At 70.6% G+C, this 21,762-nt stretch carries 33 protein-coding genes; 6 read left to right on the top strand and 27 right to left on the bottom strand.

Going from position 1 to position 21,762, the window contains the following annotated elements; translation table 11 throughout:
* Positions 1-5 precede the first annotated feature (5 nt).
* Genes DAERI_RS09970 through DAERI_RS10090 form a run of 26 tightly spaced genes read right to left on the bottom strand, consistent with a single transcriptional unit; the run spans position 6 to position 12,529 of the window.
* Complete coding sequence (locus DAERI_RS09970) at positions 6-1,349, bottom strand: terminase large subunit domain-containing protein (RefSeq protein ID WP_103129271.1); 1,344 nt, start codon at positions 1,347-1,349, stop codon at positions 6-8.
* Positions 1,321-1,917, bottom strand: coding sequence for a phage protein Gp27 family protein (locus tag DAERI_RS09975; protein ID WP_165794147.1), 597 nt, complete (start codon positions 1,915-1,917; stop codon positions 1,321-1,323). Before DAERI_RS09975 ends, DAERI_RS09970 begins: the two co-directional genes overlap by 29 nt.
* Positions 1,918-1,931: 14 nt before the next feature.
* On the bottom strand, positions 1,932-2,213 hold the full coding sequence (locus tag DAERI_RS09980) for a hypothetical protein (RefSeq protein ID WP_133162004.1): 282 nt from the start codon (positions 2,211-2,213) through the stop codon (positions 1,932-1,934).
* A 2-nt stretch (positions 2,214-2,215) separates the two neighbouring features.
* Positions 2,216-2,569, bottom strand: a complete 354-nt coding sequence (locus DAERI_RS09985; RefSeq protein WP_103129273.1) for a helix-turn-helix domain-containing protein — start codon at positions 2,567-2,569, stop codon at positions 2,216-2,218.
* 22 nt (positions 2,570-2,591) lie between these two features.
* A complete protein-coding gene (locus DAERI_RS09990) occupies positions 2,592-3,017 on the bottom strand; it encodes a hypothetical protein (RefSeq protein WP_103129274.1) in 426 nt (141 codons plus the stop codon).
* A gap of 50 nt (positions 3,018-3,067) precedes the next feature.
* On the bottom strand, positions 3,068-3,325 hold the full coding sequence (locus tag DAERI_RS22390) for a hypothetical protein (protein ID WP_165794148.1): 258 nt from the start codon (positions 3,323-3,325) through the stop codon (positions 3,068-3,070).
* Between the two features lie 23 nt (positions 3,326-3,348).
* Entirely contained in the window at positions 3,349-3,834 is a 486-nt protein-coding gene (locus tag DAERI_RS21990; RefSeq protein WP_133162005.1) for a hypothetical protein, read from the bottom strand.
* Entirely contained in the window at positions 3,831-4,100 is a 270-nt protein-coding gene (locus DAERI_RS10000) for a hypothetical protein (protein ID WP_103129275.1), read from the bottom strand. The genes DAERI_RS21990 and DAERI_RS10000 overlap by 4 nt, the downstream gene beginning before the upstream one ends.
* Positions 4,097-4,519 (bottom strand): hypothetical protein, encoded by a 423-nt coding sequence (locus tag DAERI_RS10005; protein WP_103129276.1) that lies wholly within the window; start codon positions 4,517-4,519, stop codon positions 4,097-4,099. The genes DAERI_RS10000 and DAERI_RS10005 overlap by 4 nt, the downstream gene beginning before the upstream one ends.
* A complete protein-coding gene (locus tag DAERI_RS10010; RefSeq protein WP_103129277.1) occupies positions 4,519-5,058 on the bottom strand; it encodes a hypothetical protein in 540 nt (179 codons plus the stop codon). Before DAERI_RS10010 ends, DAERI_RS10005 begins: the two co-directional genes overlap by 1 nt.
* Entirely contained in the window at positions 5,051-5,305 is a 255-nt protein-coding gene (locus DAERI_RS10015; RefSeq protein WP_103129278.1) for a hypothetical protein, read from the bottom strand. Before DAERI_RS10015 ends, DAERI_RS10010 begins: the two co-directional genes overlap by 8 nt.
* Position 5,306: 1 nt before the next feature.
* A complete protein-coding gene (locus DAERI_RS10020) occupies positions 5,307-5,519 on the bottom strand; it encodes a hypothetical protein (protein ID WP_103129279.1) in 213 nt (70 codons plus the stop codon).
* A complete protein-coding gene (locus DAERI_RS10025; RefSeq protein WP_103129280.1) occupies positions 5,519-5,716 on the bottom strand; it encodes a hypothetical protein in 198 nt (65 codons plus the stop codon). Before DAERI_RS10025 ends, DAERI_RS10020 begins: the two co-directional genes overlap by 1 nt.
* 6 nt (positions 5,717-5,722) lie before the next feature.
* A complete protein-coding gene (locus DAERI_RS10030; RefSeq protein ID WP_103129281.1) occupies positions 5,723-5,929 on the bottom strand; it encodes a hypothetical protein in 207 nt (68 codons plus the stop codon).
* Entirely contained in the window at positions 5,913-6,167 is a 255-nt protein-coding gene (locus tag DAERI_RS10035) for a hypothetical protein (protein ID WP_103129282.1), read from the bottom strand. Before DAERI_RS10035 ends, DAERI_RS10030 begins: the two co-directional genes overlap by 17 nt.
* The gene (locus tag DAERI_RS10040) at positions 6,154-6,537 is read right to left on the bottom strand and encodes a hypothetical protein (protein WP_103129283.1); all 384 of its coding nucleotides are present in this window, start codon (positions 6,535-6,537) and stop codon (positions 6,154-6,156) included. The genes DAERI_RS10035 and DAERI_RS10040 overlap by 14 nt, the downstream gene beginning before the upstream one ends.
* The gene (locus DAERI_RS10045) at positions 6,534-6,974 is read right to left on the bottom strand and encodes a hypothetical protein (RefSeq protein WP_103129284.1); all 441 of its coding nucleotides are present in this window, start codon (positions 6,972-6,974) and stop codon (positions 6,534-6,536) included. Before DAERI_RS10045 ends, DAERI_RS10040 begins: the two co-directional genes overlap by 4 nt.
* The gene (locus tag DAERI_RS10050; protein ID WP_165794149.1) at positions 6,971-7,429 is read right to left on the bottom strand and encodes a hypothetical protein; all 459 of its coding nucleotides are present in this window, start codon (positions 7,427-7,429) and stop codon (positions 6,971-6,973) included. Before DAERI_RS10050 ends, DAERI_RS10045 begins: the two co-directional genes overlap by 4 nt.
* Before the next feature lie 41 nt (positions 7,430-7,470).
* Positions 7,471-7,833: a hypothetical protein gene (locus DAERI_RS10055; protein ID WP_103129286.1), complete on the bottom strand. Its 363-nt coding sequence runs from the start codon at positions 7,831-7,833 to the stop codon at positions 7,471-7,473.
* On the bottom strand, positions 7,833-8,114 hold the full coding sequence (locus DAERI_RS10060; protein WP_133162006.1) for a hypothetical protein: 282 nt from the start codon (positions 8,112-8,114) through the stop codon (positions 7,833-7,835). Before DAERI_RS10060 ends, DAERI_RS10055 begins: the two co-directional genes overlap by 1 nt.
* A complete protein-coding gene (locus DAERI_RS10065) occupies positions 8,111-8,527 on the bottom strand; it encodes a hypothetical protein (RefSeq protein ID WP_103129288.1) in 417 nt (138 codons plus the stop codon). The genes DAERI_RS10060 and DAERI_RS10065 overlap by 4 nt, the downstream gene beginning before the upstream one ends.
* Complete coding sequence (locus tag DAERI_RS10070) at positions 8,524-8,904, bottom strand: hypothetical protein (protein WP_103129289.1); 381 nt, start codon at positions 8,902-8,904, stop codon at positions 8,524-8,526. The genes DAERI_RS10065 and DAERI_RS10070 overlap by 4 nt, the downstream gene beginning before the upstream one ends.
* A 1-nt stretch (position 8,905) precedes the next feature.
* Positions 8,906-9,304 (bottom strand): hypothetical protein, encoded by a 399-nt coding sequence (locus DAERI_RS10075; RefSeq protein ID WP_103129290.1) that lies wholly within the window; start codon positions 9,302-9,304, stop codon positions 8,906-8,908.
* Complete coding sequence (locus DAERI_RS10080) at positions 9,301-10,116, bottom strand: AAA family ATPase (RefSeq protein ID WP_103129291.1); 816 nt, start codon at positions 10,114-10,116, stop codon at positions 9,301-9,303. Before DAERI_RS10080 ends, DAERI_RS10075 begins: the two co-directional genes overlap by 4 nt.
* A 5-nt stretch (positions 10,117-10,121) precedes the next feature.
* Positions 10,122-12,287: a TnsB C-terminal domain-containing protein gene (locus DAERI_RS10085; protein ID WP_103129292.1), complete on the bottom strand. Its 2,166-nt coding sequence runs from the start codon at positions 12,285-12,287 to the stop codon at positions 10,122-10,124.
* Complete coding sequence (locus tag DAERI_RS10090; RefSeq protein ID WP_103129293.1) at positions 12,284-12,529, bottom strand: helix-turn-helix domain-containing protein; 246 nt, start codon at positions 12,527-12,529, stop codon at positions 12,284-12,286. The genes DAERI_RS10085 and DAERI_RS10090 overlap by 4 nt, the downstream gene beginning before the upstream one ends.
* 83 nt (positions 12,530-12,612) lie before the next feature.
* Here DAERI_RS10090 and DAERI_RS10095 point away from each other — a divergent pair, with 83 nt between their 5' ends.
* The 6 genes from DAERI_RS10095 to DAERI_RS10120 all read left to right on the top strand — a co-directional run bounded on the left by DAERI_RS10095 (position 12,613) and on the right by DAERI_RS10120 (position 21,560).
* Positions 12,613-13,308, top strand: coding sequence for an XRE family transcriptional regulator (locus DAERI_RS10095; RefSeq protein WP_165794150.1), 696 nt, complete (start codon positions 12,613-12,615; stop codon positions 13,306-13,308).
* Positions 13,309-13,590: 282 nt separating this feature from the next.
* Positions 13,591-14,184: a TetR/AcrR family transcriptional regulator gene (locus DAERI_RS10100; protein WP_103129295.1), complete on the top strand. Its 594-nt coding sequence runs from the start codon at positions 13,591-13,593 to the stop codon at positions 14,182-14,184.
* A gap of 66 nt (positions 14,185-14,250) precedes the next feature.
* Positions 14,251-15,699 (top strand): TolC family protein, encoded by a 1,449-nt coding sequence (locus tag DAERI_RS10105; protein WP_103129296.1) that lies wholly within the window; start codon positions 14,251-14,253, stop codon positions 15,697-15,699.
* A complete protein-coding gene (locus DAERI_RS10110; protein WP_103129297.1) occupies positions 15,696-16,733 on the top strand; it encodes a TolC family protein in 1,038 nt (345 codons plus the stop codon). Before DAERI_RS10105 ends, DAERI_RS10110 begins: the two co-directional genes overlap by 4 nt.
* A 5-nt stretch (positions 16,734-16,738) precedes the next feature.
* The gene (locus tag DAERI_RS10115) at positions 16,739-18,013 is read left to right on the top strand and encodes an efflux RND transporter periplasmic adaptor subunit (RefSeq protein WP_103129298.1); all 1,275 of its coding nucleotides are present in this window, start codon (positions 16,739-16,741) and stop codon (positions 18,011-18,013) included.
* Positions 18,014-18,134: 121 nt separating this feature from the next.
* A complete protein-coding gene (locus DAERI_RS10120) occupies positions 18,135-21,560 on the top strand; it encodes an efflux RND transporter permease subunit (protein ID WP_103129299.1) in 3,426 nt (1,141 codons plus the stop codon).
* A gap of 16 nt (positions 21,561-21,576) precedes the next feature.
* On the opposite strand, the gene DAERI_RS21995 is transcribed toward DAERI_RS10120, so the two are convergent.
* Positions 21,577-21,762 carry a hypothetical protein gene (locus tag DAERI_RS21995; protein WP_133162007.1) on the bottom strand — a complete coding sequence of 62 codons (186 nt, stop codon included), beginning with the start codon at positions 21,760-21,762 and terminating at the stop codon, positions 21,577-21,579.

A 21,762-nucleotide genomic window follows, 5' to 3' on the forward strand; every position in this document is an offset into this window, starting at 1 on the left:
CCTCCTCATAGGGTGATGATCCCGCCGGTCGGCGTCACGCTCTGCGCGTGCAGCGCCAGGGCCAGCGCCCAGAACTCGTCCGCGTGCCCCTTGTCGGTGGCCGCCGCGTCGTACCGCATGTGGTTGGAAGCCGTGCGCTGCATCCGAACCGCGTGCAGCGCCTCGCGCAGGTCCTCGTCGTCGGGGATGGCGACGCTGCGGTCCTCGAAGGCCCGCTTGAGCGTCACCGCCAGGTCTTCCTTCACGGCCCCGTTGAACTTGATCGCCTCCACCTTGCTGCCGAACGCCTCGCGGGCCTCCTTGCCCATCTGCTCGCCCGGGCCGGTCGCGTCGATGCACACGCGGCGGGCGAGCGGGATCAGGCCGAACACCAGGCCGCGGGCCTCCGCCACGCTGGGCTTCTTCAGGCGGATGATCGCCCGCGTCCAGGTCCGGCCCGCCACACGCTCGACCACGTAGACCACGAAGAGGTGCCGCTCCCACGCGATGTCCACCCCGATGTACACCTCGCCCGTGAGATTGGCGAGGTTGCCGGGGAACTCGACCGTCGCCCCGGCCTGCACGCAGGAGGCGATGAGCTGGTAGGGCAGGAAGACGGTGTCCTCGTCCACCCACTTGAGCATGAACTCCTGCTCCCAGGCCAGCTCATTGTTGATGCTGCGCCGGAGCTGCTCGGGGTCCACATCCAGCCCCTCGCCCACCGCGTCGAGGATGTTGACCTTGTGGGCGGACCACTCCCCGGGTAGGGCCAGCCCGTTCACGTCGTCGTAGGCCCGGTCCCACAGGTCGCGGAACTGGCCCTGGAGCTTGGGTGTGCTCATCACCCGCAGGCGGTAACGCTTGAAGCGGGTGATGATCGGGAAAAGCGAGGTCCAGATTTCCCGGTTCTTGAGCAGGATGTCGAACTCGTCCAGGAAGACGTGCCCGGAGAAGCCGCGGGCGGTGTCCGGGTTGGCCGGGATGAACAGGTGTTGGCTCCCGTTGGGCAGGCTGATCTCCAGCAGCTTGTATTCCTCGCCGCTGTCCGGGGACTGCCAGATGTCCTCGCGCTCCTCAATGTCCTGCGCGGCCAGCCGCAGCGCCGTAAGGTGCATCTTCGCCTTGTCCCGCAGCTCCCGTGCCTGCCGCTCACCGCTGGACATGTATATGAACTTGTCCTTTTGGCGCACGGACATGATCGAGTATTCGAGCGTGCTGGCAAAGCTCTTGCCCGTCTGGCGGCTCCACATGCCGATCTTGAAGCGGCTGCTGTCGTTCACCCACCGCTTCTGATACGGCATGAGGATGCCCTTGCGCTTCAGGGCCTTCGCTTGCGCCGTCTCAGGCGGTTGGGGCAGGTTCAGGGTCATCCGCCGGGGGCTCCTCATCGATCAGGCCGTACACGTCGCGGAGGATGACCTGGAGGGTTTCCTCACTGATGCCCGCGTTGCGGCCCGTGCTGGCGAGCTTCTTGCCCGCTTCCTTGACCTTCTCGCGGCTGAAGGCCACCTCAGTCTTCTTCACCTTCAGCAGCGTCTCAATGGCCCGCACGACGCCGCCGATGGCCCCCTTCTGCGTGAGGTCGAGGTTCGCCCCGTCAAGCGCCCGGATCGCCTTGTTCACCAGCATGTTGAGGAAGGCCGTCTCCATGCCGAGCACCTGGCCGGTCGCCTGCGCGATGGCCTCGACCTGGCGCTGCGCCTCAATGGCCCCGAGCACGTCGGGCATGAGGTGGTCACCCTTGTGGCGGGACAACCCCGCCTTGCTGATCTGGAGGCCGTGCGCGGCGGCCCAGTCGATGATCTCCTCATAGCTGAGGCGCTCGCCCGACTCCTCATCCACCTCTTTCCCCATCAGCCGGAGGTCGATGCCCTGCCGGATGGAGGAGCTGCACACCTTGCACTTCGGGCGCAGCAGGGCGCTGATGTCGTAATCCACTTTGCCCTCCTGACTCACGGGCCGCCCGGGGTCGCTGGCGCCTGGAGCGACCCTCTCTCCTGGTCGATCTGGTGAATCAGCGTCCGGTTCAGGTTGAGGGCGACCAGCGTGCTGATGCTGATGATCAGCGAGACCGCAACCAGCACGGCCAGGATGCTGATGAGCGGAGCCGTCCAGCGCCGCAGGTAGCCCAGCTCTAGCTCCAGCTTCTGGAGCCCCGTCAGGGTGGTGATTTGCAGGGCATCGACCTGATCGGCCACGTCTCTCAACGCCGCGTCCCGCTGCCGCTCATCCACGGCTACCTGCGGGGCGGCAGCGCGATGCCCGGCTCAACCTGCGCCGCCCTGCGGTTCTCGTAGAGGTCAATGCCCTTCTGGGTGAGCTTGACGCAGTCATAGGTGGTGCGGTCATCCATGCCCCACTCCACCTCGACGTACCCGGCCCCCTCCAGCCAGTCCACCGCCCGGGTCAGGTCCTCCCGGGGTGGCATGGCCGCGCGCATGGTGAGGGTCGTTTCGAGCACCGTGCGGCTCAGCGTGCGGTTGTTGGCCGGGTCGGTCAGGCCCTCGTGCCAGGCCATGTAGAGGGTGGAGAGCACCACCCCACGGGTCATGCGGCGGTAGGCGTCGGCGGACGTTCCAGATAGGGCCATAGAGCCTCCATTGGGAGCGCCCCTACTCGGGAGCAGGGGCGCGTTCGGAATCGGGTTTGGGTCGGGGGGGCAGGCGCCGCAGCGCCCCCATCTTGGCGAGCCCGCGCCACAGCGCCGCGAACGCCTCGCGCTCGCCGTCCCGCATCGCCGGGGGGACCGGCTTCCAGAAGCGGCGCCCCTCCTGGTCGGTCTGCTCGACCAGCTCGTCGTGACGCAGCAAGTAGGCCATCACCCGCTCGCGCTCGCCCTCCGTGAGGAAGACCATCCGGGCCAGGCGCAGGCTGCGGTTGTCCACCTCGTACACGCCCAGGATGTTGAGCAGGCTGAGGGGATCGGGGTTGTAGGTTTCCACCGTCCCGACGAGCTGCACCTGGGCGTTCACCCAGTTGCTCGCCCGCATCCGCTGGGCCAGCATCACCGGCCAGTCGCGGCGGGGAGGCGGGGCCACAGCAGCCGGAGGAGGCGCGGGGGCCTCCTCCGGTGCGGGGGGGTCGAGCTTCAGGAGTCGTCGAACAGAGTGGGTTGTGATCTGTTTGCGGGGGCGGACGGGAGGTACTGGCGAAGCTGGGCCGTGTCCATCAGCACCGGGGGGCCGTCCTGCGGGAGGTACGCCTCCAGTGTCTCCCGGCGTTGCCGATACCGCTCGCACGTCGGATTGATGCAAACCCTGTACCTCCTGTAGATGAGCTGCCCGTCCGCGTCCTCGCCCACGCTCTCGGTGCCGGTGGGAAGGACGATGGTGTCCTCCTGGCACACGTCACAGGGCAGTCCGGCCACCGTCAGTGGCCCTCGCGGACGGGTCGGGATGCTGGCAGGCTACCGGATGATTCGAGCGCGTCGTCTACAGGGCTGTAGCCCTCCTGGGCGCTGTCCTGTGCGGTTGCGGCAACCCTACCACGCTCCGCCGAGAGTGTAACCATCCGCATCATCACGGCGACGAGGAGGACGCGCTCCTCGCCCACGGCCCGGGCCACCTGGAAGGGCGTCTCACCGGGGTGCAGGGCCACGCGGAGGCGCACGCGGTCGATCAGGGGGATGGAAGGGTTCTTCTGGATAGCCTCCAGGACGACGGGGAGCCGCCGCATCATCTCGGTCGCCCGCTGCATCGCTGCCGCAAGCCCCTCAAACGCCCGCTTGACGACCTGCGCGAGGGAGACTCCCGGCCGCAGTGACCGCCGCAGCCGACGCTCCGCCCCCTTGCGGCGGGACTGGTAGTAGCGCTGTCCGGCGCGGACGGCGTTGTGGGCGACCTGGTGGTTGCTCACGCCCCCACCCCCCGCGCTTCCAGCAGCGCCCGCGCCTCGGCCTGGGCCTGGGCGACATGCGGGCCAGTGGCAAGGCGGTAGCTGTAGAGCATCCGGCCCCGTCCCGGCCCCACTGCTGCCAGACCGGCGAGCACCAGGGCGTCGAGGATGCTCTCCGCCGCCTGATTGTGCAGTTCCAGCTTCCGCCCGATGGCCGTGGCGCTCTGCCCCTCCTCCGTCAGCGCCAGCAGCACCCGCGCCCGACGGAGGCCGGTGCGCCCGCTCATGTGGGCACCTTCGTCACCCGGATAAACTCCTCCGCGTCGAAGTCGAACCCCAGTTCCTCCAGAATCTCGGCCACCGTGAAACCCAGTCCCTCCAGGCCGCCCCCCTCCAGGGTGGACATCACCACGCCGACCTCCACGTCGTCCCGGCTGGCGTCGGGTTCGTCCACCATGCCTTCCTCCACGAGGGACAACCAGGAACCGAAGCCCTCCGTGAACTTGGGACCATCCACGACCAGATCAATTCGGAGGATTCCTTCGGTGTTCAGGACCAGTTCCACGTTGTCCACGCCGTCCAGGTCTGCCATCAGACGCCGCCTTAGCGTGGCGAAGTCCTCCTTCGAGAGCACGACCTCGCTCTCCTTCTCGCCCGTGTAGATGTTCTCGCCGCTCACACGCACACGGAACTGCGGCCCGGCCATCACAACCCCTCCCACAGCCCGCTCGCCGTCACCCGCTCGGCCACCCCGCCCAGCCGCGCCTGCTCGACCTGCTCCAGCACCGGGCCCGGCAGCAGCGTCAGCCGGTGCAGCCCGTCCCCCCGCGTCATGCGGAGCGTGATGCGCTGGTCGTGCAGGGTGCCGCCCAGCAGGGCCTTCATGTTCAGGTACTGGTCGATCACCTTCAGCATCGACCGCCGGGCCGTCATCGTCACGACCTGGGCGGGTTCGTCCTGCCACAGCAGCAGCGTCAGCTCCTCGGCGCACTCGGGCGGGGTGCCGTCCCGCCCCCAGTCGGCGAAGGGGCAGGGGCAGGGTGGGCCGAACGTGTTGCCGTCCACGCACAGGGGCAGGCGCGGCTGCTCGCCCTCGCTGGGCCAGAGGGTCCGGCCCTCGCGGTAGGCCAGGACGATGCCGCTGATCTCGGGAGCGAACTCGCCGGTCAACGTGTTGGTGAACAGCCCGGCCTCGTAGTCCAGAGCGAGGGTGGGCAGGGTGGGGCGGGTCGTCGCGTCAGTCATCAGCAGGGTCTCCGTGGTAGTGGCGGCGGTCGTCGGCGCGGCGGTGGAAGCGCCCGGTGTTCTCCAGGGCGCCCCAGCGGGGGCGCTGGCGGGTGAGGTGCCAGTAGTGGCAGAAGGGGCAGAGGTAGGCGCGGAAGGCGCCCTGGCGGCCCGCGTGGCGGTAACGGTGGTCGCGCACCCACGCGCGAGCCCCGTTGCGGCCCTGGAAGCTGATCTTGCCCGTCTCCGGGCACTTGGGGGCGGGCACGTCACGCCACCTCCTCCACGTCGGCCACGTCGCTGTCGGCCAGGAACGCCCGCATCTCCCCGTAGCACTCGGGGCAGAGGGCGTCCCCGGCCTCGTCGTGCCGGGCGCAGCCAGTACAGATCGTCCGCAGGCAGACGTAGCAGGTCTCCATGACCTCGGCGACGGGCTCACCGCAGCAGGCGCAGGTATCGACGTGGGACAGGTCCCAGGGCATCAGCGGCCCCCTCTCCGCTCGGCATCGAGCCTCTTCTCGCAGTGCTTGCAGGGGTTCGCCTTCGTGGCGTGATTCCACTCCGGCTCCGCCACCAGCGTCAGCGCCTCCCCGTTGGCGCTCAGGCCGCAGAGGGTGGTGCGGCCCCGGACGTAGTGGGGGGCGCCGTAAGCCCACAGGCGGCCCCAGCCCTCGCGCACGGGGCGTCATGCCTGTTCCCCTTTCAGGAGCGCGATGACCTCCGCCAGCGTGTTCCGCCGGACCATCAGCGCCGCCTCCCCCCAGGCCCACATGATCTCCAGCGGCAGCTCTGACCAGAGGGGCATCGGTGCCCCCGTGTGCGTCACGCCCTTCCGGTTCCGGTAGTAGCCCTCGTAGGCGATCTGGCCGATATCTTTAGCGTCGCTGCTCATCCCAAGCCTCCTGTGACTGGGGCAGGCTCGCCCACAGGTCGATGCGTCCGGCGCGGTACAGGGCGACGAGGTGTGTCAACGCCTCGCCCACGGTCAGGTCGCCTTTGCCGACCAGGCGCAGCATCACCTTGCGGGCCATCGCCGGGGCGCAGTTCAGCGTGACGCTCATGCCCGTGGAGCCCCAGCCGCGCCCCGGCTCCGCGCGCATCACGTCCAGCACCCGTTCACTGCGGTTCACGGCTGGCCTCCTCGGGGAGCAGGGCCAGCAGCCCGGCCCAGGTCTCGTCGTCGTAGGTGTCGAGCTGGCTGGCGCGGGTCTCGATGCGGGCGCCGGGGCGCTCGCGTTTGTAGAGCCGGGCGTAGAGCGGGGTGAGCACGTTGTTGACCTGGAACTGGTCTCCCTCGGCCCTCAGCCCGGAGTGGTAGCGGATGACGTGGCACACCATGTCGGCCGAGACGCGGCGGCGGGGATCGGTGAGGCGGTAGGTGTCGGCCAGGCGCCGGAACTCGGCGTACATGCCGGGGTGGGTGGACAGGTGCCAGCGGTAGTAGCCCAGCGGGTCCACGGCGAAGTCGGGGGCCGTGCGGGTGGGTTCCAGGGCGGTCACGTGGGCACCTCCTCCGGGGCCGGGATGTCCGGCTCCACGGTCTGGGTCGGGGCGGGCTGCCGGGGCGCCGAGCCGCTGACGGCCATGCGGCCCCAGCTCGCCCCGCCGTTGCGGCTGTACTGGTGCTGACGGTTCCAGTGCCCCTCCCCGACGATCCGCAGGTCGGTGACACCGTTGGCGACGATCCAGGCGGCGACGGGGGCGAGGGTGCGGCGGCCGTCCTCGTCACGCACGAGCGGGGAGAGGATCAGGTGGACCGAGCTGAAGTTCACGGCGGGGAAGCTGACCTTGCGGACCTCGAAGGTTCCCAGCGCCACGTCGCGGGTGTACTTCCGCATCCAGGCGACACTGATGGCGGCGAGGTCGCACCCGACAGCCTCGTAGGCGGGGATGGCCTCCAGCAAGTCCTGGGCGGTGGCCTGGGCGTAGACGATCACGGCTCCACCCCCTCGCACTGGCAGTTCTCCCAGTCGAAGCCGCAGCCGTGGCAGTAGTCAGCATCGTCCTCGTCGTCACCGAACAGGTCGCCCACGTCGGCGTACTCGGGATTCAGGCAGCCGGTGCCGTGGTTGCAATAACCGAAGTCACGGCTCTCGCTGAAGTCCACGCCACAGGCTTTGCAGAGGTAGGGGTTGCGCTCCTCCCCGTCGTCCTCCAGGTCGTCCCCGACCTCGTCCTCGTCATCCAGGCAGCCACAAGAAATGAGCTGCCCCTTGCACCGTGGGCACCGCTCCCAGTCGCAGCCCGGGTGATGATGACTACCCAGTGGAACGGCGCAGTCGTGGCAATCCTCCGTGCCATTGCCCGAGACGACGCCCTCCTGTCCATAGGGAATGGCAGGCAGCGAGACACCGTCCGGGTAGTCCACGACCGCGTTGCCAGTGCAACCCACGTGGGCCGTCATCTCCTGGTCGCACCAGCGGCACACGGCCACTAGGCCACCCCCCGCACCTGCGCCCGCGCCCGCACGCTCCGGCCCGCCACGCGGCGGTCCCACACGCCCTCCCCGTGCAGCCGCAGCTCGATCTCGCGCACCTGCGCCAGCTCCAGCAGCACCCGCGCCTCCCAGTGCTCGCCGCAATCCCAGCGGTGCCGGGCGCAGTCGCGCAGTTGCTCGGGCGTGCGGGTCCAGTTCAGCTCGCGGCTGACCAGGCTGTGGCGAACCGCCAGCAGGTCGCCGTCGCGCCAGCCCGCGCCCACGGCGGGGGCGGGGATGCGCTTCCTGGCCTGGAGGGCGGCGTCGATCAGGAAGCAGCCGAGGGCGAGCACGAACAGGGTGAGGATGATCGAGAGCATCAGCGGACCTCCTGGACGGGGTGGGCGGGCATGGCGAGCAGGGTGGCGACGACCTGGACGGGATCGGAACCGGAGGCGATGGGCAGGGTGTCGGTGGACAGGCCCTCGGGCCAGGGGCCGCCCAGGGGGTGGGCGACCCACACGCCGTCAGCCGGATCGCGGAACAGCACGATCTCCACGGCGGTGTCGGCGGGCGTGGCTTGGATGACCCCCTTGACGCTGCCGGAGTACTCGCTCAGCGCCTCGGTGAGGGCGTGACCGAGTTCGGTGAATCGGGTCACGCCAGCCATCCCTTCCCGACCATCGCCACCAGGTCCTTGTCCTTGACCAGCTCCTCCAGCTTCCCGACGATGTGCAGTCCCGCCTGCACCCGCAGCGCCTCCCGTGTGCGCCGCAGCAGGTCGCGCTGGGCCTCCTGGGCGCGGATCATGCCGCCCAGGGCTTCGAGGCGCTCGACCAGGGCGGCGTGCTTGGGATCGTCTTCGAGGGCGATGGTGAGGGCGGCGGCGCGGTCCTCGGCGTTGGAGTAGCCGCCCTCCTTCGAGATGCGGATACGGTGGCGGGCCTTACTCGCCTCGACCTCGCGCTCCTTCTTCTTCTTGTCGGACTTCAGGCCGTTGAGCGTGCGATCCAGCCCATGAATCTGCTCGGGCAGGTCGAGGAGCTGGCGGAGCTGGTCGGCGGTCGGCTTCATTCCTGTACCTCCGGGGCGGGGGCGAGGGCGAGGAGTTCGGACAACTCGGCGTGCAGGGCGCGGAGATCGGAGAGGTCACCGGGCAGGTAGGTGTGGGCGGTGCGCGTCCCGCCCCGGTGGGGGTCGAGCCGCAGGACGCCGCTCGTGAGCAGGGAGCGCAGGACGTTGGTGCTCGCGCCGCTGACGCCGAGGTACGGGTATTCCCGCGCCACCTCCAGCGGCGTCACCCGGCCCTGCTCCAGCGCCCGGCGCAGCGCCCAGCGGCGGACGGGGTGCAGGAGCAGGGTGCAGGCGCGGCCCTGCGGGGTCGTGGTGTCGCCGCTGCGGCCACTGAGCTGGCGGTCGGCGGGCGGTTGGGGGAGGTTGCGGGCGAGCATGTCAGTTCGCCTCCAGGTCGTTCACGCCCACGTCACCCAGCTCGTAGCCGGGCACCGGCTCGACCAGCACCCAGCGCTGGAGCTGCCCGTAGTTGCCGCCGCCCTCCGGCGTCCGCACGCGGGCGCGGGACTCGATCACCCGGACGGCGCTGATCTCGCCCAGCCCCTGGCCCGCACGCCCGCCCTCGATCTCCAGCAGGTCGCCGGGCCGGGCGCTTGCCAGGTCGAAGTCGAGGACCGTGAAGCCCCGGTCGGGCCAGCCGCCGCCGTCCTCGGCCAGGCACAGGAGGGTGGCCGCGCTGCGGGCCCGAACCACCACGAAGGTCTTGCCGTCCGGCATCCGCACCTCGCTGAACTTGCGGCTGTTGCTGCCCAGGCCGCTGGGCCGCCGCCGGGTCACAGGACCACCTCGGCCGCCGCCCGCACGTGCTCGGGGGTCAGTTCGGCACGGGTCATGCCCCGGTGGTGGGCGAGCGCCGCGTCGAGGTGGCTGAGCATCGCGGCCGCGCGGCGCATCACGCCCTCGGCCACCCCATGCACGGCGTCGAGCACCGGGTCCGGGTAGCCGTCCGGGCGGTAGACGCGGCGGAACTCCTCGGCGGTGATGGGCTCGACCTCCACCCGCACCCACACGCGGGAGGAGATGTCGCTGTGCCGCCGCACCACGTTCTCCAGCCAGGGCGAGCCGATCAGGATGACGGTGACCCCGGCCCGGTCGGCGATGTACTTGAGCTGGTCGAGCGCCTCGTACTTCAGGCGCTGCGCCTCGTCCAGCAGGATCGGGCGGGGGTGCTGGCGCAAGAAGTCCACCAGCACCTCCGTCCGCAGCCGGTAGCCCTCGCCCACGCTGATCCCCAGGCGGCGGCACAGGTCCGCGACCACGTCCTTGGCGCGGTACTGGGGCGGGACCTCGTAGTACAGGCCGCCCTGTCCCTCCGCGAAAAGTTTCGCCGCCGTGCTCTTGCCGCCGCCGTGCGTGCCCACGACGAGCATCAGCGGCGAGCCCGACTCGACCGCGTACTTCATGCGGGCCAGCGTGTGCTTCAGGCCCTTCGTGAGCTTGGGCCGGGGGGGCAGCGGGGCGTCCGGGTTGCCCGACAGGTCGAGGGGCAGGTCGAGCGTCGTGCCGTCCAGGATCAGGCGCACGAGTTCCCGGGGGGGCACGGCGGTGGGCGTCGGCAGGGGAATGGTTTTGGGCTTGGGTTGCGTCATGCGGATTACCTCCTGAGCCACTCACTCAGCTCGTCCAGGTCGTCGGGCACGTCGTCCCCGTTCATGGGGGCCATAAAGGCGCGGGCTTCGGCGCTGGGCACCGGGAGGGGGGCGGGGTTCACGGCGTCCAGCCGCGCGCGGGCGGCGGGCAGCACGGGACGCACGACCTGCTCGGGCAGGGCGGCGGCGAGCGATCCGGCGACAGTGACGGCCGGGTCGAAGAGGTCTTTGCGCAGCGCGTCCACCTGGGCGAGCTGCTCGGCGGCGGCGAGGCGGTTGGCGCGGCGCTGGGCGGCGGCCTCCACCGAGTCTGCGACGGTGGGGGCGGGGACGAGGCTCCCGATCACCTGGAAGCGGCCCTGCCGGTCCCTCCACGCCACCGAGCGGCTGGCCTCGCCCAGGGCGAAGGGCTCGCGCAGGGTGAGCACGGTCTGCCCCCGGTACTGGGCCAGACGCCCGTTCGGCGTGGTCCACAGGGTTTTCCCCAGCATCACGGTCCCGTCCGGCCGCACGACGCGCTCCTCCCAACGGGCAAACAGCAGTTGCAGTTCGTGGGGGTCGAAGTCGATCAGCGTGGAGGCGGGCGCGGTCCCGGTGAAGTGCTGGGTGCGGGTCAGGCCATGCACGACCGTCTCGTGGTAGTCCACGATCAACCACTTCAGGACCGTCTCCTGGTACTCGGAAAGAGTCATCAGGCGGTCGCGCGCCCCCACCAGCCGCCCGCCCTCGGCCCACTTCAAGGTGTTGCGGTAGAGCCGCCGCAGCTCCTCGTTGGAGCGGTCCTTCGCGTTCTCGCCGCAGTACCCGATGAGGCCGCGCTCCAACCCGTGCAAGGTGCCGAAGAAGCGTTCCACCTTGCCGCGCGTGTGGCTCACCCGGGGCCGCGAGTGGATGATCTCCATGCCCAGGCCGCCCACGATGCGGTGGAAGTGCTCGGACTTGTAGGTTTTGCCGTTGTCGATGTAGAGCCGCCGGGCGACGCCGAACATCGGCCAGCGCTCGGCGAGCGGGCCCTGCTTGCGCACCAGGGCGCGGGCGAGCACGAGGTCGGCCTGCTCCTGGTCCTCGCGGCGGCTGAAGGCGATGCCCATGATGCAGCCGGAATAAACGTCGATCACGACCTGCACGCGCGGGCGGTAGATCGTCCCGGCCTCGGGGTCGTAGACCATCACGTCGCAGCGGGTCATGTCCATCTGCCACAGGTCGTTCGCATGGGCGGCGAGCACCTGCCCCGTGTAGGTCCGCAGGTATTCCTTGCGCCGGTCGGCGTCCGCGAAGAGCAGCCGCAGGGTGGGATGGTCGAGCATCTCCTGCTTGATGGCCTGCACCGTGGCGGCCGAGATGGGGATGACCCGCCCGTTCCGGCGCGGCACGTGGGCGAGGTCGGGCACGGCCCGCAGCACGGTGCGGTGGATCAGCCGCACGGGCGCGGTGGGCGGGTTGCTCACCAGGGCCGCGCGCACGACCTGCACGAGTTCCGGCGGGAGCCGGTGGCCGCCCTTGTCGGCGCGGGGGGCAGTCCCCATCACGCGCGAGAGTTCACCCAGGCCGCCACGCTCAAACGCCTCGGCCCAGCGACGCACCGTGCGGGCAGTCACGCCCTTCTCCCCGGCGAGGCGCTGGGTCGCGGCGCTGCGGCCCGCCGTACCCTTCCGCTCCCGCAGGATCGGGAGGAGTTCGGCGTGCAGGCTGTTGGCCGCGTCGAGGTCACCCAGGGTGATCGGGGCTGTGGGCTCCGGGGTGGCCGGGAGGAGGTCGAGGGCCTGGGCTGTCGGTGGGAGGGGGGCTGCGACCGACACCAAATCTGTCGGTCGCAGCTTGGACACAGAATTTACGGCAGACGGTAGTTTCTCGCGCTGAGACGAAGACGAGGGGCTGTGTCGGTCACAGGTTGGCGTGTCGGTCTGAGGTGTCGGTGACAGGGGGCTGCGACCGACACGCGCCGCGAGTTCGGCCGTGAGCGCCCAGCCAAGAGATGACGGGTCGATGTACTTCACCCGCTTGCCCCCACCGCCCCCCTCACGGCGTTCGGTGACCACCTCGGCGTACACGAGTTCACCCCGCTCGCGGAGCCTGCGTTCGATGGTACGGGTGCTCACGGTAAAGGCGGTGGCACACTCGGCCACACTCAGGAGCCATGCCTTTCGCTGCCTGCTGAAAATGGGACTCATGACGCTCCGGTGACTGACTTTTCAGACGGACTGTCAACATAAGTGGACTCCCCTTGCAAAAATTTTTTGCTGACGCGAAGAGCTTTTGCCAGGCCGGTAGCCGCCGTAACGCTCAGCCGCTGTCCCCGCTTACCGGAGATCAAATAGCTGATGTACTGCGGGGAAAGGCCGCTTTTCTGGGCCAGTTCGCGCTGCGAAAGGCCCAACTCGCGGCGGCGGCGGTCGATCTGATCCCCCAGCATGTGCCTCCTTTCCGGTCAGTATCGTCCACTTAAGTGGATTTTGCAATCCACGGATGTGGACAAACGTGTACTCTTAAGTGGACATGACGAAGCGGGGGAAGCGGTCAGATATTGCGGCGATGAGGGGGCCGATCAACGGGCTTATCGCCGAGCAGATGCGGCGAAAGGGGATAGTGAATCTGCGCGACTTCGCCGACTACGCTGATGTGAGTCGCGCAACGGTATATGACCTTGTGCGCGGCCGGAGCACGGTCAATGGCGCCTGGATGAAGCCCAGCCTGGACACCCTCACCAAGCTCGCCACAGCCCTAGAAAGGCCCACTCACGAACTCCTGTACCTCATCGACCCGGACGCACCCGGTGCCAACATCCCCCTAGCGGCCGAGGTCGCGCAGGTGCCGGTCGCCATCGCGGGCCGTGCTGGAGCGGGACCGGACCAGCTCCAAGCGCTAGAGGGCCACACCTACGTCGAGAGCGAGTTCACCCGGGGCCGCGATTTGATCGCCTTTCGCATTGAAGGGGACTCAATGGCCGGGGGCAGGCACCCCATCTACCAGGACGACCTGGTGATCGTGGACCGCAAGCTCCAGGGCGAGGTCAACAACGCCGTGGTCGCCCGCCTTGTCAACGACGGCTACGTGTGCAAACGCCTGCGCCCGGGCAACATCCTCGACTCGACCAACGCCGATTTCACCGACCCGGAACTGGCGGTCATCACGCCCGACCGGATCGAGGAAGTGGTGGGCAAGGTCGTGCGGATCATCCACACGGACCTCTGACCGTGGACATGGAATTCTTGGCAGCGCCGCCTGGCCCCTCCGTTTCACCCAGCCCACCAGGTTCCACCCGAGTCCTGAACAACCGGAACGCGCCCTGATGAAAATGCCGTGTAGGGCGCGTTCGCTGCGGTTGATGTCTCGGCTCGTGCCGGTGGGTTCCGGTTGTTCCGTGGACATGGAAGCGAGCTCTAGATGGACACGTAGTTTCTAAAACAACAGTAGCCCGGCCAATGTACCCCGCCTTACAGCCAGCCGCCTGAGTTATCAAGTATCTCCTCACTTATGGCCCGCCCCCGCTCCATCACCGACGAGCAGATCGTCACGGCGGCCCGGGAGGCGTTTTTAGAGCAGGGGTTTTCCGCGACCACCCTGGAGATCGCCCGCCGGGCCGGGGTCTCGGAGGGGACCCTCTTCAAACGCTTCGCCACGAAGGAGGACCTGTTCGAGGAGGCGGTGGGGCTGCGCGACTACGCCGTCTGGCGCGACGAACTCGCCGGGATGGTCGGCGTGGGCCAGGTGCGGCGCAACCTGGAGCGCTCGGCCCTGCGCTTTCTGGAGACCGCGGAGCGGATCGTGCCCAACCTGATGCTGATCTTCTCGCGCGGGCACGCTCCCGCCCACAACCCCATGCTCGAACGCCTGGGCAACCCCATCCGCCACGACGCCGACGCCCTGGCGGCCTACCTGCGGGCCGAGGTCGCACTCGGGCGCGTCCGCCCCGTGGATGCCGACGTGGCGGCGCTCACCCTGATGGGCACCCTGACCCACTACGTCCACCGCGAGCTGATGACGCCCGAGCCGGGCCGCGAGCCGCTGGATGCCGGGCGCTTCGTGCGCGGGCTGCTGGATCTCCTCTGGCCCGGCCTGGAGCCCTGAGCGCGTCCCCTGGCCGAGTAAGTAAGTCCTGACTCGCTAATCCTCCCCCTTCTCCCGAGGTTCCCCATGCGTTCCCCCCCCTTGTTGCTGCTCCTCTCGCTGGCGCTGCTCGCTCCCCCGGCATCGGCGCAGTCCACCGCACAGGCCACGCCGTCACCCGCCCAGTCGGCTCCCGAGGCGGCCCCCACTCCCCTCACCCTGGCCCAGACCCTGGCGAGATTGGGCGGGAGCCCCGGCTGGCGCAGCGCCGACCTCCAGTTCCGGTGGGCGGAGCTGGCACTCGACAGCGCGCGGGCGCGGGCCGGGCTGAACGTGACGGTGGGCGTGGACGCGAGCGCCGTGAAGGTTCCCGTGAGGAGCGGGGAGCCCACGCTGGGGGCGACGGTCACGGCACAGGTGGCGGCGAGCGTCCTGCCCTGGTCCCCGGCGCTGGAGGCGGTTCGCAGCGCCGAGCGCGACCTGGCCCGGGCGGGGGCGGAGCGGCGGGCGGCTCAGCTCAGCGCCGCCGTGAACGCCGTCCAGGCGTACTACGCGGCCCGGAACGCGGCGGCGAACCTCGCGCTGGCGGGGGAACAGCTCGCCCTGGCCGAGCGGCAACTCGCGGTGGCGCAGGCGCAGCGGACGGCGGGCACCCTGCCGCCCGAGGGGCTGCTCGCCCGCCAGGCGGCCCTCGACGACGCGCGGGCGGCGCAGCGGCAGGCGCGGGCGAACGTGGACCTCGCGGCGCGGTCGCTGGCGAACCTGCTGGGGGGCGCCGTGACCCTGCCCGCCGATCCCGCCGCCTTCAGCCCCCTGCCCGCGGCGCCCGGGGACCCGGGACCGCTGGACGCGCTGGTGGCCCGCGCCCTCACGGGTCGCCCTGAAGTCACCCGTGCCCAGAACGACCTCTCGGACGCGCGGGCGCGGGTGCAGGCGGCGGGGCTCGACGCCCGGCTCCCCGACCTCACCGCAAGCGTGCAGTACGGCGAACTCGCGGGGGCGCAGGGGACGGCGGGGCGCGTGGTCGGCGCGAGCCTGAACGCGAAGACGGGCGTGCTCGCCGGGCAGGTCAGCGTGCCGTTACGAAACGCTGGCGAGCGGCCAACCGGGCTGGCCCTGGGGCTGAGCGGCTCCTTCCCGGTCATCGGGGGCGGAAAGGGCACGGCCCTCGCCTCCGCCGAGGTGGGCGTGCAGGCGGCGACGCTCGCCCTGGAGACGACTCAGCAGAGCGTGGACCTGGAGGTGCGGCAGCGGTACGCCGACCTCCAGAGCGCCCGGGACTCCGTGAGCAGTGCCCAGAGTGGCCTGACCCGGGCACAGGCGGCGCTGACGACCGCGCAGGCCCGGCTGGGGGCGGGTCTCGTCACCGAACTCGACGTGCAATCCGCCCAGCTCGGTGTGGCCCAGGCGCAGCTCGCCCTCGACAACGCCGTGGTGAACGCTTACCTCGCCTCGCTCCGGCTGGCCCAGAGCACCACCGACCTCGACCCCACGCTCCTGACTCCCCCAACCCCCGCCCCGGAGGCCCGCCCATGAACCGCCTTGCCCTCGCGCTCGCCCTGACCCTCGCCGCTCCCCCCGCGCTCGCGCAGGCGGTGACGCTGACCCTGCCTGGCGCGGTGGCCCGCGCCCTCGCCACCGGCCCCGACGTGACGACCGCCCGCGCCAACCTGCAAAAGGCGCAGGCCACCCTCCGGGCCGCGCAGGCCGACCCCACCTCTATCATCACCACCCTGACCCAGGCGCAGCAGGGGGCCGCCGCCGCCGCCGCCACGCTGGCGGGCACCAAGCTCAACGTCGCGCAGACGGTGATCAACCAGTACCTCGCCGCGTTTGAGGGAGCCGGGTCCGTGACCCTGAACGAGGCGCAGGTGCGGCTTGACGAGCGCAACCTCCAGATCGCCCAGGCCCGGCTGCGGGCGCGCGTCGCCACCCAGCTCGACGTGAACCGCGCGCAGACCAGCCTGAACCAGAACCGCCAGGAACTCGCCAATGCCCGCGCCCAGCTTCCCGTGCTGGAGGCGCAGCTCGCCCGCACCCTCGGATTGAATACGGGGACCGACCTGCGCCTCGCCTCGCCACCCACTCCGCCGAAGCTGAGCCTGACGCTCGCGGCGCTCCAGAGCGGGCTGGAGGGGCGTCTGCCCACCCTCGTGCAGGCGTCCCAGGCGGCCGAGTTCGCCGCCCTCCAGGTGCGCCTGGCGGACAACGACTACACGCCCGTCCGCACCCTTCAGGATGCCCGGGTGGCGCTGGAGAACGCCCGCCGCAACCTGGAGGGCGCGCAGCGGGCCGCGAACACCGGCGTGCGCGACGCCTACCGCGCGGTGCAGGACGCCCAGGAACGGGTGGACCTCGCCCGGCAGAGCCTCGCCAACGCGCAGACCAGCCTGACCCAGGCGCAGGCCCGCCTGAAGGCCGGGACCGCCGCCGCCGTCGAGGTGCAGCAGGCCCAGGTGCAGGCCCAGCAGGCCAGCTTCGCGGTGACCCAGGCCCAGGACAACCTCTGGCGGTCGCTCGCCGCGCTCTCGGTGGCCTCAGGCACCGACGTGACCGGACTGGTGAGGTGAGGGGGATGGCCCGCCGACTTCTTCCCCTGAGCCTGCTCCTGCTCCTCGCGGCCTGCTCGCCGGGTGGGGGGCAGGGGGGCGGGGGACAGACGCAGCCCCAGGCGTCCACCCCCACGGGCAACAACCTCGACGCCGCGCCCGCCAAGACCACCGCGCTCGCCGTGCGAACTCTTCCCGCGCGGCCAGGCACCCTGACGGTGGAGCGCACCCTCGCCGCGACCCTGCGCGCCGCCCGCGACAGCAACGTGGCCGCCCAGACGAGCGGCACCGTGACCAAGCTCCTCGCCGACGAGGGCGACCGGGTCCGCGCCGGGCAGGTCGTCGTGCAGCTCGACGACACCGGGGCGCGGCAGGCGCTCGAAAACGCCCGGCTTCAGGTCCGGCAGGCGCAGATCAACCTCGACCAGACCCGCACGAACACCGGGCAGGCGACCGCCTCGCTTCAGGCCGCCGTCCAGGCTGCCGAGGCGAGCCTTCAGAAGGCGCGACAGGACGCCCAGAGTGCGGCGGACCTCTACCGGCTGGGCGGGATCAGCCAAGCGGACCTCACCGCCGCTCGCAGCGCCCAGGCGCAGGCGGAGAGTGCCCTCGCCCAGGCCCGCAACAACCTCGCGCAGAACGGTCGGGGGGGGCAGGGGAGCCTCGCCCTGCTCCAGGCGCAACTGGAGTCTGCCCAGGCGGGCGTGCGCCAGGCCGAGGAGAACCTGACGCGGACGGGCGTGAAGGCCCCCTTCGCGGGCGTGGTCGTGTCGCTCGCCGTGGAGGTCGGGGAGTTCGCCGGGCAGGGGAGCCCCGTCTTCCGGTTGGTAGACCCCGGCACCCTCAAGGCGACCTTCAACGTGACCCCGCAGGACGCGCGGGCGTTGACCCCTGGCACCGGGCTCAACCTCGACTACGGCGGCCAGACCTACCTCGCCGTCGTGCAGGACGCGACCGGTGTGGCGGGGAGCGACCGTCTGGTGCCCGTCACCGCGCGGGTGGAGGGCGGCGGGAAAACCCTCCCCGTGGGCGGCAGCGCGCAGGTCCGCTACCGGGCGACCCTGGGGAGTGGCGTGCTCGTCCCCAGCGGGGCGGTGCAGACTGACGGCGGCGAGAACGCGGTGTACGTCGCTGAAGGGGGGGTGGCCCGCCAGGTGCCCGTCACCGTCGTCGCCGAGGCGCAGGGTCGGGTCGCCGTGCGCGGCCTGAACACCGGGGCACAGGTGATCTCGCCCGTGCCGCCCAGCCTGCAAGACGGGGCGAGGGTCCGGGCCACACCTGGGGGAGGGGAGGCGCCGTGAACATGCCGGAGGGCCCTTCGTTCCGGGAACCCGGTCCCTTCCCCTGCCCAGCTCCGCAGCCCTGCAAGCTCCTTCCGTTGGGAACGCTCCCCGAACCGCCCCGGAGCGCCCTGGGGACGCCATGAGCACCCACGACCCGCCCGAGTTCAGCGCCCCGCGCGGCGCCCTCCCCGACGGCACGCCCGAACCCGCCCTGCACCCCGCCGTGCGCTTCAGCGTGCGGAACTACGTCTTCTCCATCGGCATCTTCGTGGTGGCGGTGCTGCTGGGCCTGATCGCGGCGACCCGGCTCGGCGTGGAACTCCTGCCCAACTTCGAGGTGCCCGTCCTCGCCGTCTCCACGGCCTATCCCGGCGCGACCCCCGACCAGGTGGACCGCGAGGTGAGCCAGAAGGTCGAGGACGCCGTGAGCACCCTGGGCGGCGTGGTGGACATCAACACCACGAGCGTGAGCAACCAGTCGGCGGTCGTCATCACCTTTGCCGACGGGACGAACATCGACTCGGCGGCGAACAGCGTGTCGCAGGCGGTCGCGGCGATCCGCGCCACCCTGCCCGACGGGGCCGAGGCGCCTGTGGTCCAGAAGTTCGACCCCAATGCCACGCCCATCCTGACGCTCGCGCTGCTGGGCGGTGCGAGTCGCGCCGCCGACGTGACCACCTACGCCGAGGACACCCTGGTGCCCCGGCTGGAGCGCGTGGACGGCGTGGCCGACGTGAGCGTGTCGGGCGGCCCCGAGCGGCAGATTCAGGTCCTCCTCGACCCGGCGGCGCTCCAGGCGTACAACCTGGCGCCCGCCCGGGTCACCGCCGCCATCGGCGCCTCCGCGCTCGACCTCCCGGCGGGCAGCCTTACCCAGAACGGGAACAGCATCGGCTTCTCCACCCGCAACACGCCCACCTCACTCGCCGATGTCGAGCGGACCCTGGTGGACCCCGCCTCCGGCCTGCGGGTCTCGGACGTGGCGACGGTGCGTGACACGGCCGCCCGGCCCACGACCTACGCGCGGGTGAACGGGCAGCCCGCCGTGCTGCTCGACATCCGCAAGGCGAGCGGCACGAACAGCGTGGCGGTCGCGGACGCGGTGCGGAGGGCGATGGAGGCGCAACCCCTCCCCAAGGGCTACCAGCTCACGCTCGCCAGCGACACCACCCGCGAGACCCGCGCGACGGTGAACGACACCTTCAAGGAGTTCCTGATCGCCATCGGGGCGGTCGGCCTGATCGTGCTGCTGTTCCTGGGGCGGCTGAACACCGTGTTCGCGGTCATCCTCGCCATCCCCATCTCGATCAGCGCGGCGCCGCTGCTCTACGGCGTGATGGGCTTTTCCTTCAACATCATCTCGCTGCTGGCGATCATCGTCGCCATCGGCATCGTGGTGGACGACTCCATCGTGGTCGCCGAGAACGTGCAGCGGTACCGGGACATGGGGTACAGCCTGCTCCGCAGCGTGCTCCTGGGCGGCTCGGAGGTCTTCTCCGCCGTCACCGCCGCCTCCTTCTCGCTGCTCGCCGTGCTGATCCCGCTGAGCTTCATGCCGGGCATCCTGGGGCAGTTCTTCAGCCAGTTCGGCCTGGGCCTGGCCGCCGCGATCACCCTGAGCTGGCTGGAGAGCCTGCTCTTCCTGACCGTCCGCATGGCGTACACCCGCGACCCCGAGCCCCTGGGCTGGGGGCAGGTGCCCGGGGTCCTCGCCCGGTTGCCGCGCTTCTTCCGGGAGGCACTGGCAGGCGTGCGGACGCTGCCGGGGTTGCTCCTCCTCGCCCTGTTCGGGGCCGCCGGGTGGGTCGCCCTCGACCGCGCCACGGCGCTGCCCACGCCCGCCGTCGCCGTCCTCGCCGTGCTGCTCGCGCCCGTCCTTCTCACGCTGGTGCGGTACGTCCTGACCGTCCTCCTCGCCCTGTTGGAGGCTTTAACGGGAACTTTGCACGGGGGGACCAACCGGGTGGTGACCGGCACCGCCCGCGCCTACGCCCGCACGGTCGGCCGCGTCCTGCGCCGCCCCTGGGTCGTCATGCTCATTGCGGGGCTCTTCCTCCTCAGCGTGCCGCTCGCCCTGCGCGGGGTCGGCTTCTCCTTCGTGCCCAAGAGTGACAGCGGCATCCTCAGTGTGGACGTGGAGCTGCCCGTCGGCACCGACCTGGCGCGCACGAACGCCCTGACCGCCCGCGTGGAGGACAACCTCCTGAACCGCCCCGAGGTCAAACTCGTGCAGACGAGCGTGGGCTCGGGCGGCGTCCTCGGCGGCACGAACGCGAACACGGCGAGCCTGACCGTCACTCTGGTGGACCGGGCGAAGCGTCCGCCCATCGACACCCTGATCGCGCGCTACGCCGCCGACCTCGGGCGGCTCGCGGCGCCAGTCCCCGGGGCAGAGGTCCGGGTGGTGTCCGAGCAGACCGGGCCGGGCGGCAGCTTCGACCTCAGCCTCGCCCTGACCGCGCCGAATCAGGCCCTCCTGGTGGAGCGCAACCGCGAGGTCGTGCGCCTCCTCTCCGCCGATCCCAACATCGCCATCCTGGAGAGCAGCCTGAGCGCCACCCGCCAGGAGCGCACCTTCGTGCCCGACCCCAGCCGTCTGGCGGGAAGCGGCCTGAGTGCCTCGGACGTGGCCCAGGCCCTGCGGACCTACAACGATGGCTCGGTGGCCGGAACCCTGCGCGACGCCGACCGCAGCGTGGACATCGTGGTTCGGCTCGACCCCGCGCAGGTGCAGGGCGAGCAGAGCCTGCTCTCGCAGACGGTGTACTCGCAGGCCCTCGGCGCGAACGTGCCCCTGTCCGAACTCGGCGCCTTCCAGCTTCGCCAGGCCCCCGCGACGCTCAGCCGCCTGAACAAGGCGTACACCGCGACGCTGAACATCAACCTGCAAAAGGGCGGCCCCAACCCCTTCGCGTATCAAAAGACGATCATCGACAGGGTGCGGGCGGCGGGGCTCCTCACGGACAACGTGACTCTGGGGAACGCCTCCGCCTTCGGGAGTGCGGGGCTGACCGCCGACCTCGTGTTCTACGGGCCCATCGTCCTCGTGCTCGCGGTGCTGCTGACGTACCTCGTGCTGGGGTCGCAGTTCAACTCGTTCCGCTACCCGGTCTACCTGCTGCTGCCGGTGCCGCTCGCCATCGTGGGGGCGCTGTGGACCCTGCACCTCTTCCGGGTGAACCTCGACGTGATCACGGTGCTGGGCATGGTGATCCTGCTGGGCCTCTCGACCAAGAACTCTATCCTGTACCTGGAGTTCGTGACCGAGCGGATGCGGAGCCTCCCCCTGCGCGAGGCGCTCGTCGAGGCCGCCGAGTTGCGTTTCCGGCCCATCCTGATGACCACGCTGACCGTGCTCGTGATCAGCCTCCCCCTCGTCTTCGGGCAGGGCGAGGGGGCGGAGTTCCGGCGGGGCCTGGGCATCGTGATCCTGGGCGGGGTGATCACCTCCACCCTGCTCACCTTCTTCGTCGTGCCCAGCGTCTTCTACCAGTTCGAGCGGCGCCGGGCCGGGCCGCAGGGGGTATCACCCACGACGAATACCCTGGCGCCCACGGGCGACTGACGGGGGCGGGCGAGCCTCAGCGGGGACGGGACCTCTCCTGTCCCCGCTCCCTTTCCCGCCGGATGGCCTCGCGCTCGAAGAGCCACGACTGGAGTTCCAGCTCCCGCTGCCTGGCCCGCTCGGCCTGCGCCCGCACCCGGTCCAGCAGTTCCTGGAGAGTCCAGCTATTCCAAGGGGCACCGATCAACCCACCGTCATTCAC

Source organism: Deinococcus aerius, from assembly GCF_002897375.1.
In the GTDB taxonomy this organism is placed as follows: domain Bacteria; phylum Deinococcota; class Deinococci; order Deinococcales; family Deinococcaceae; genus Deinococcus; species Deinococcus aerius.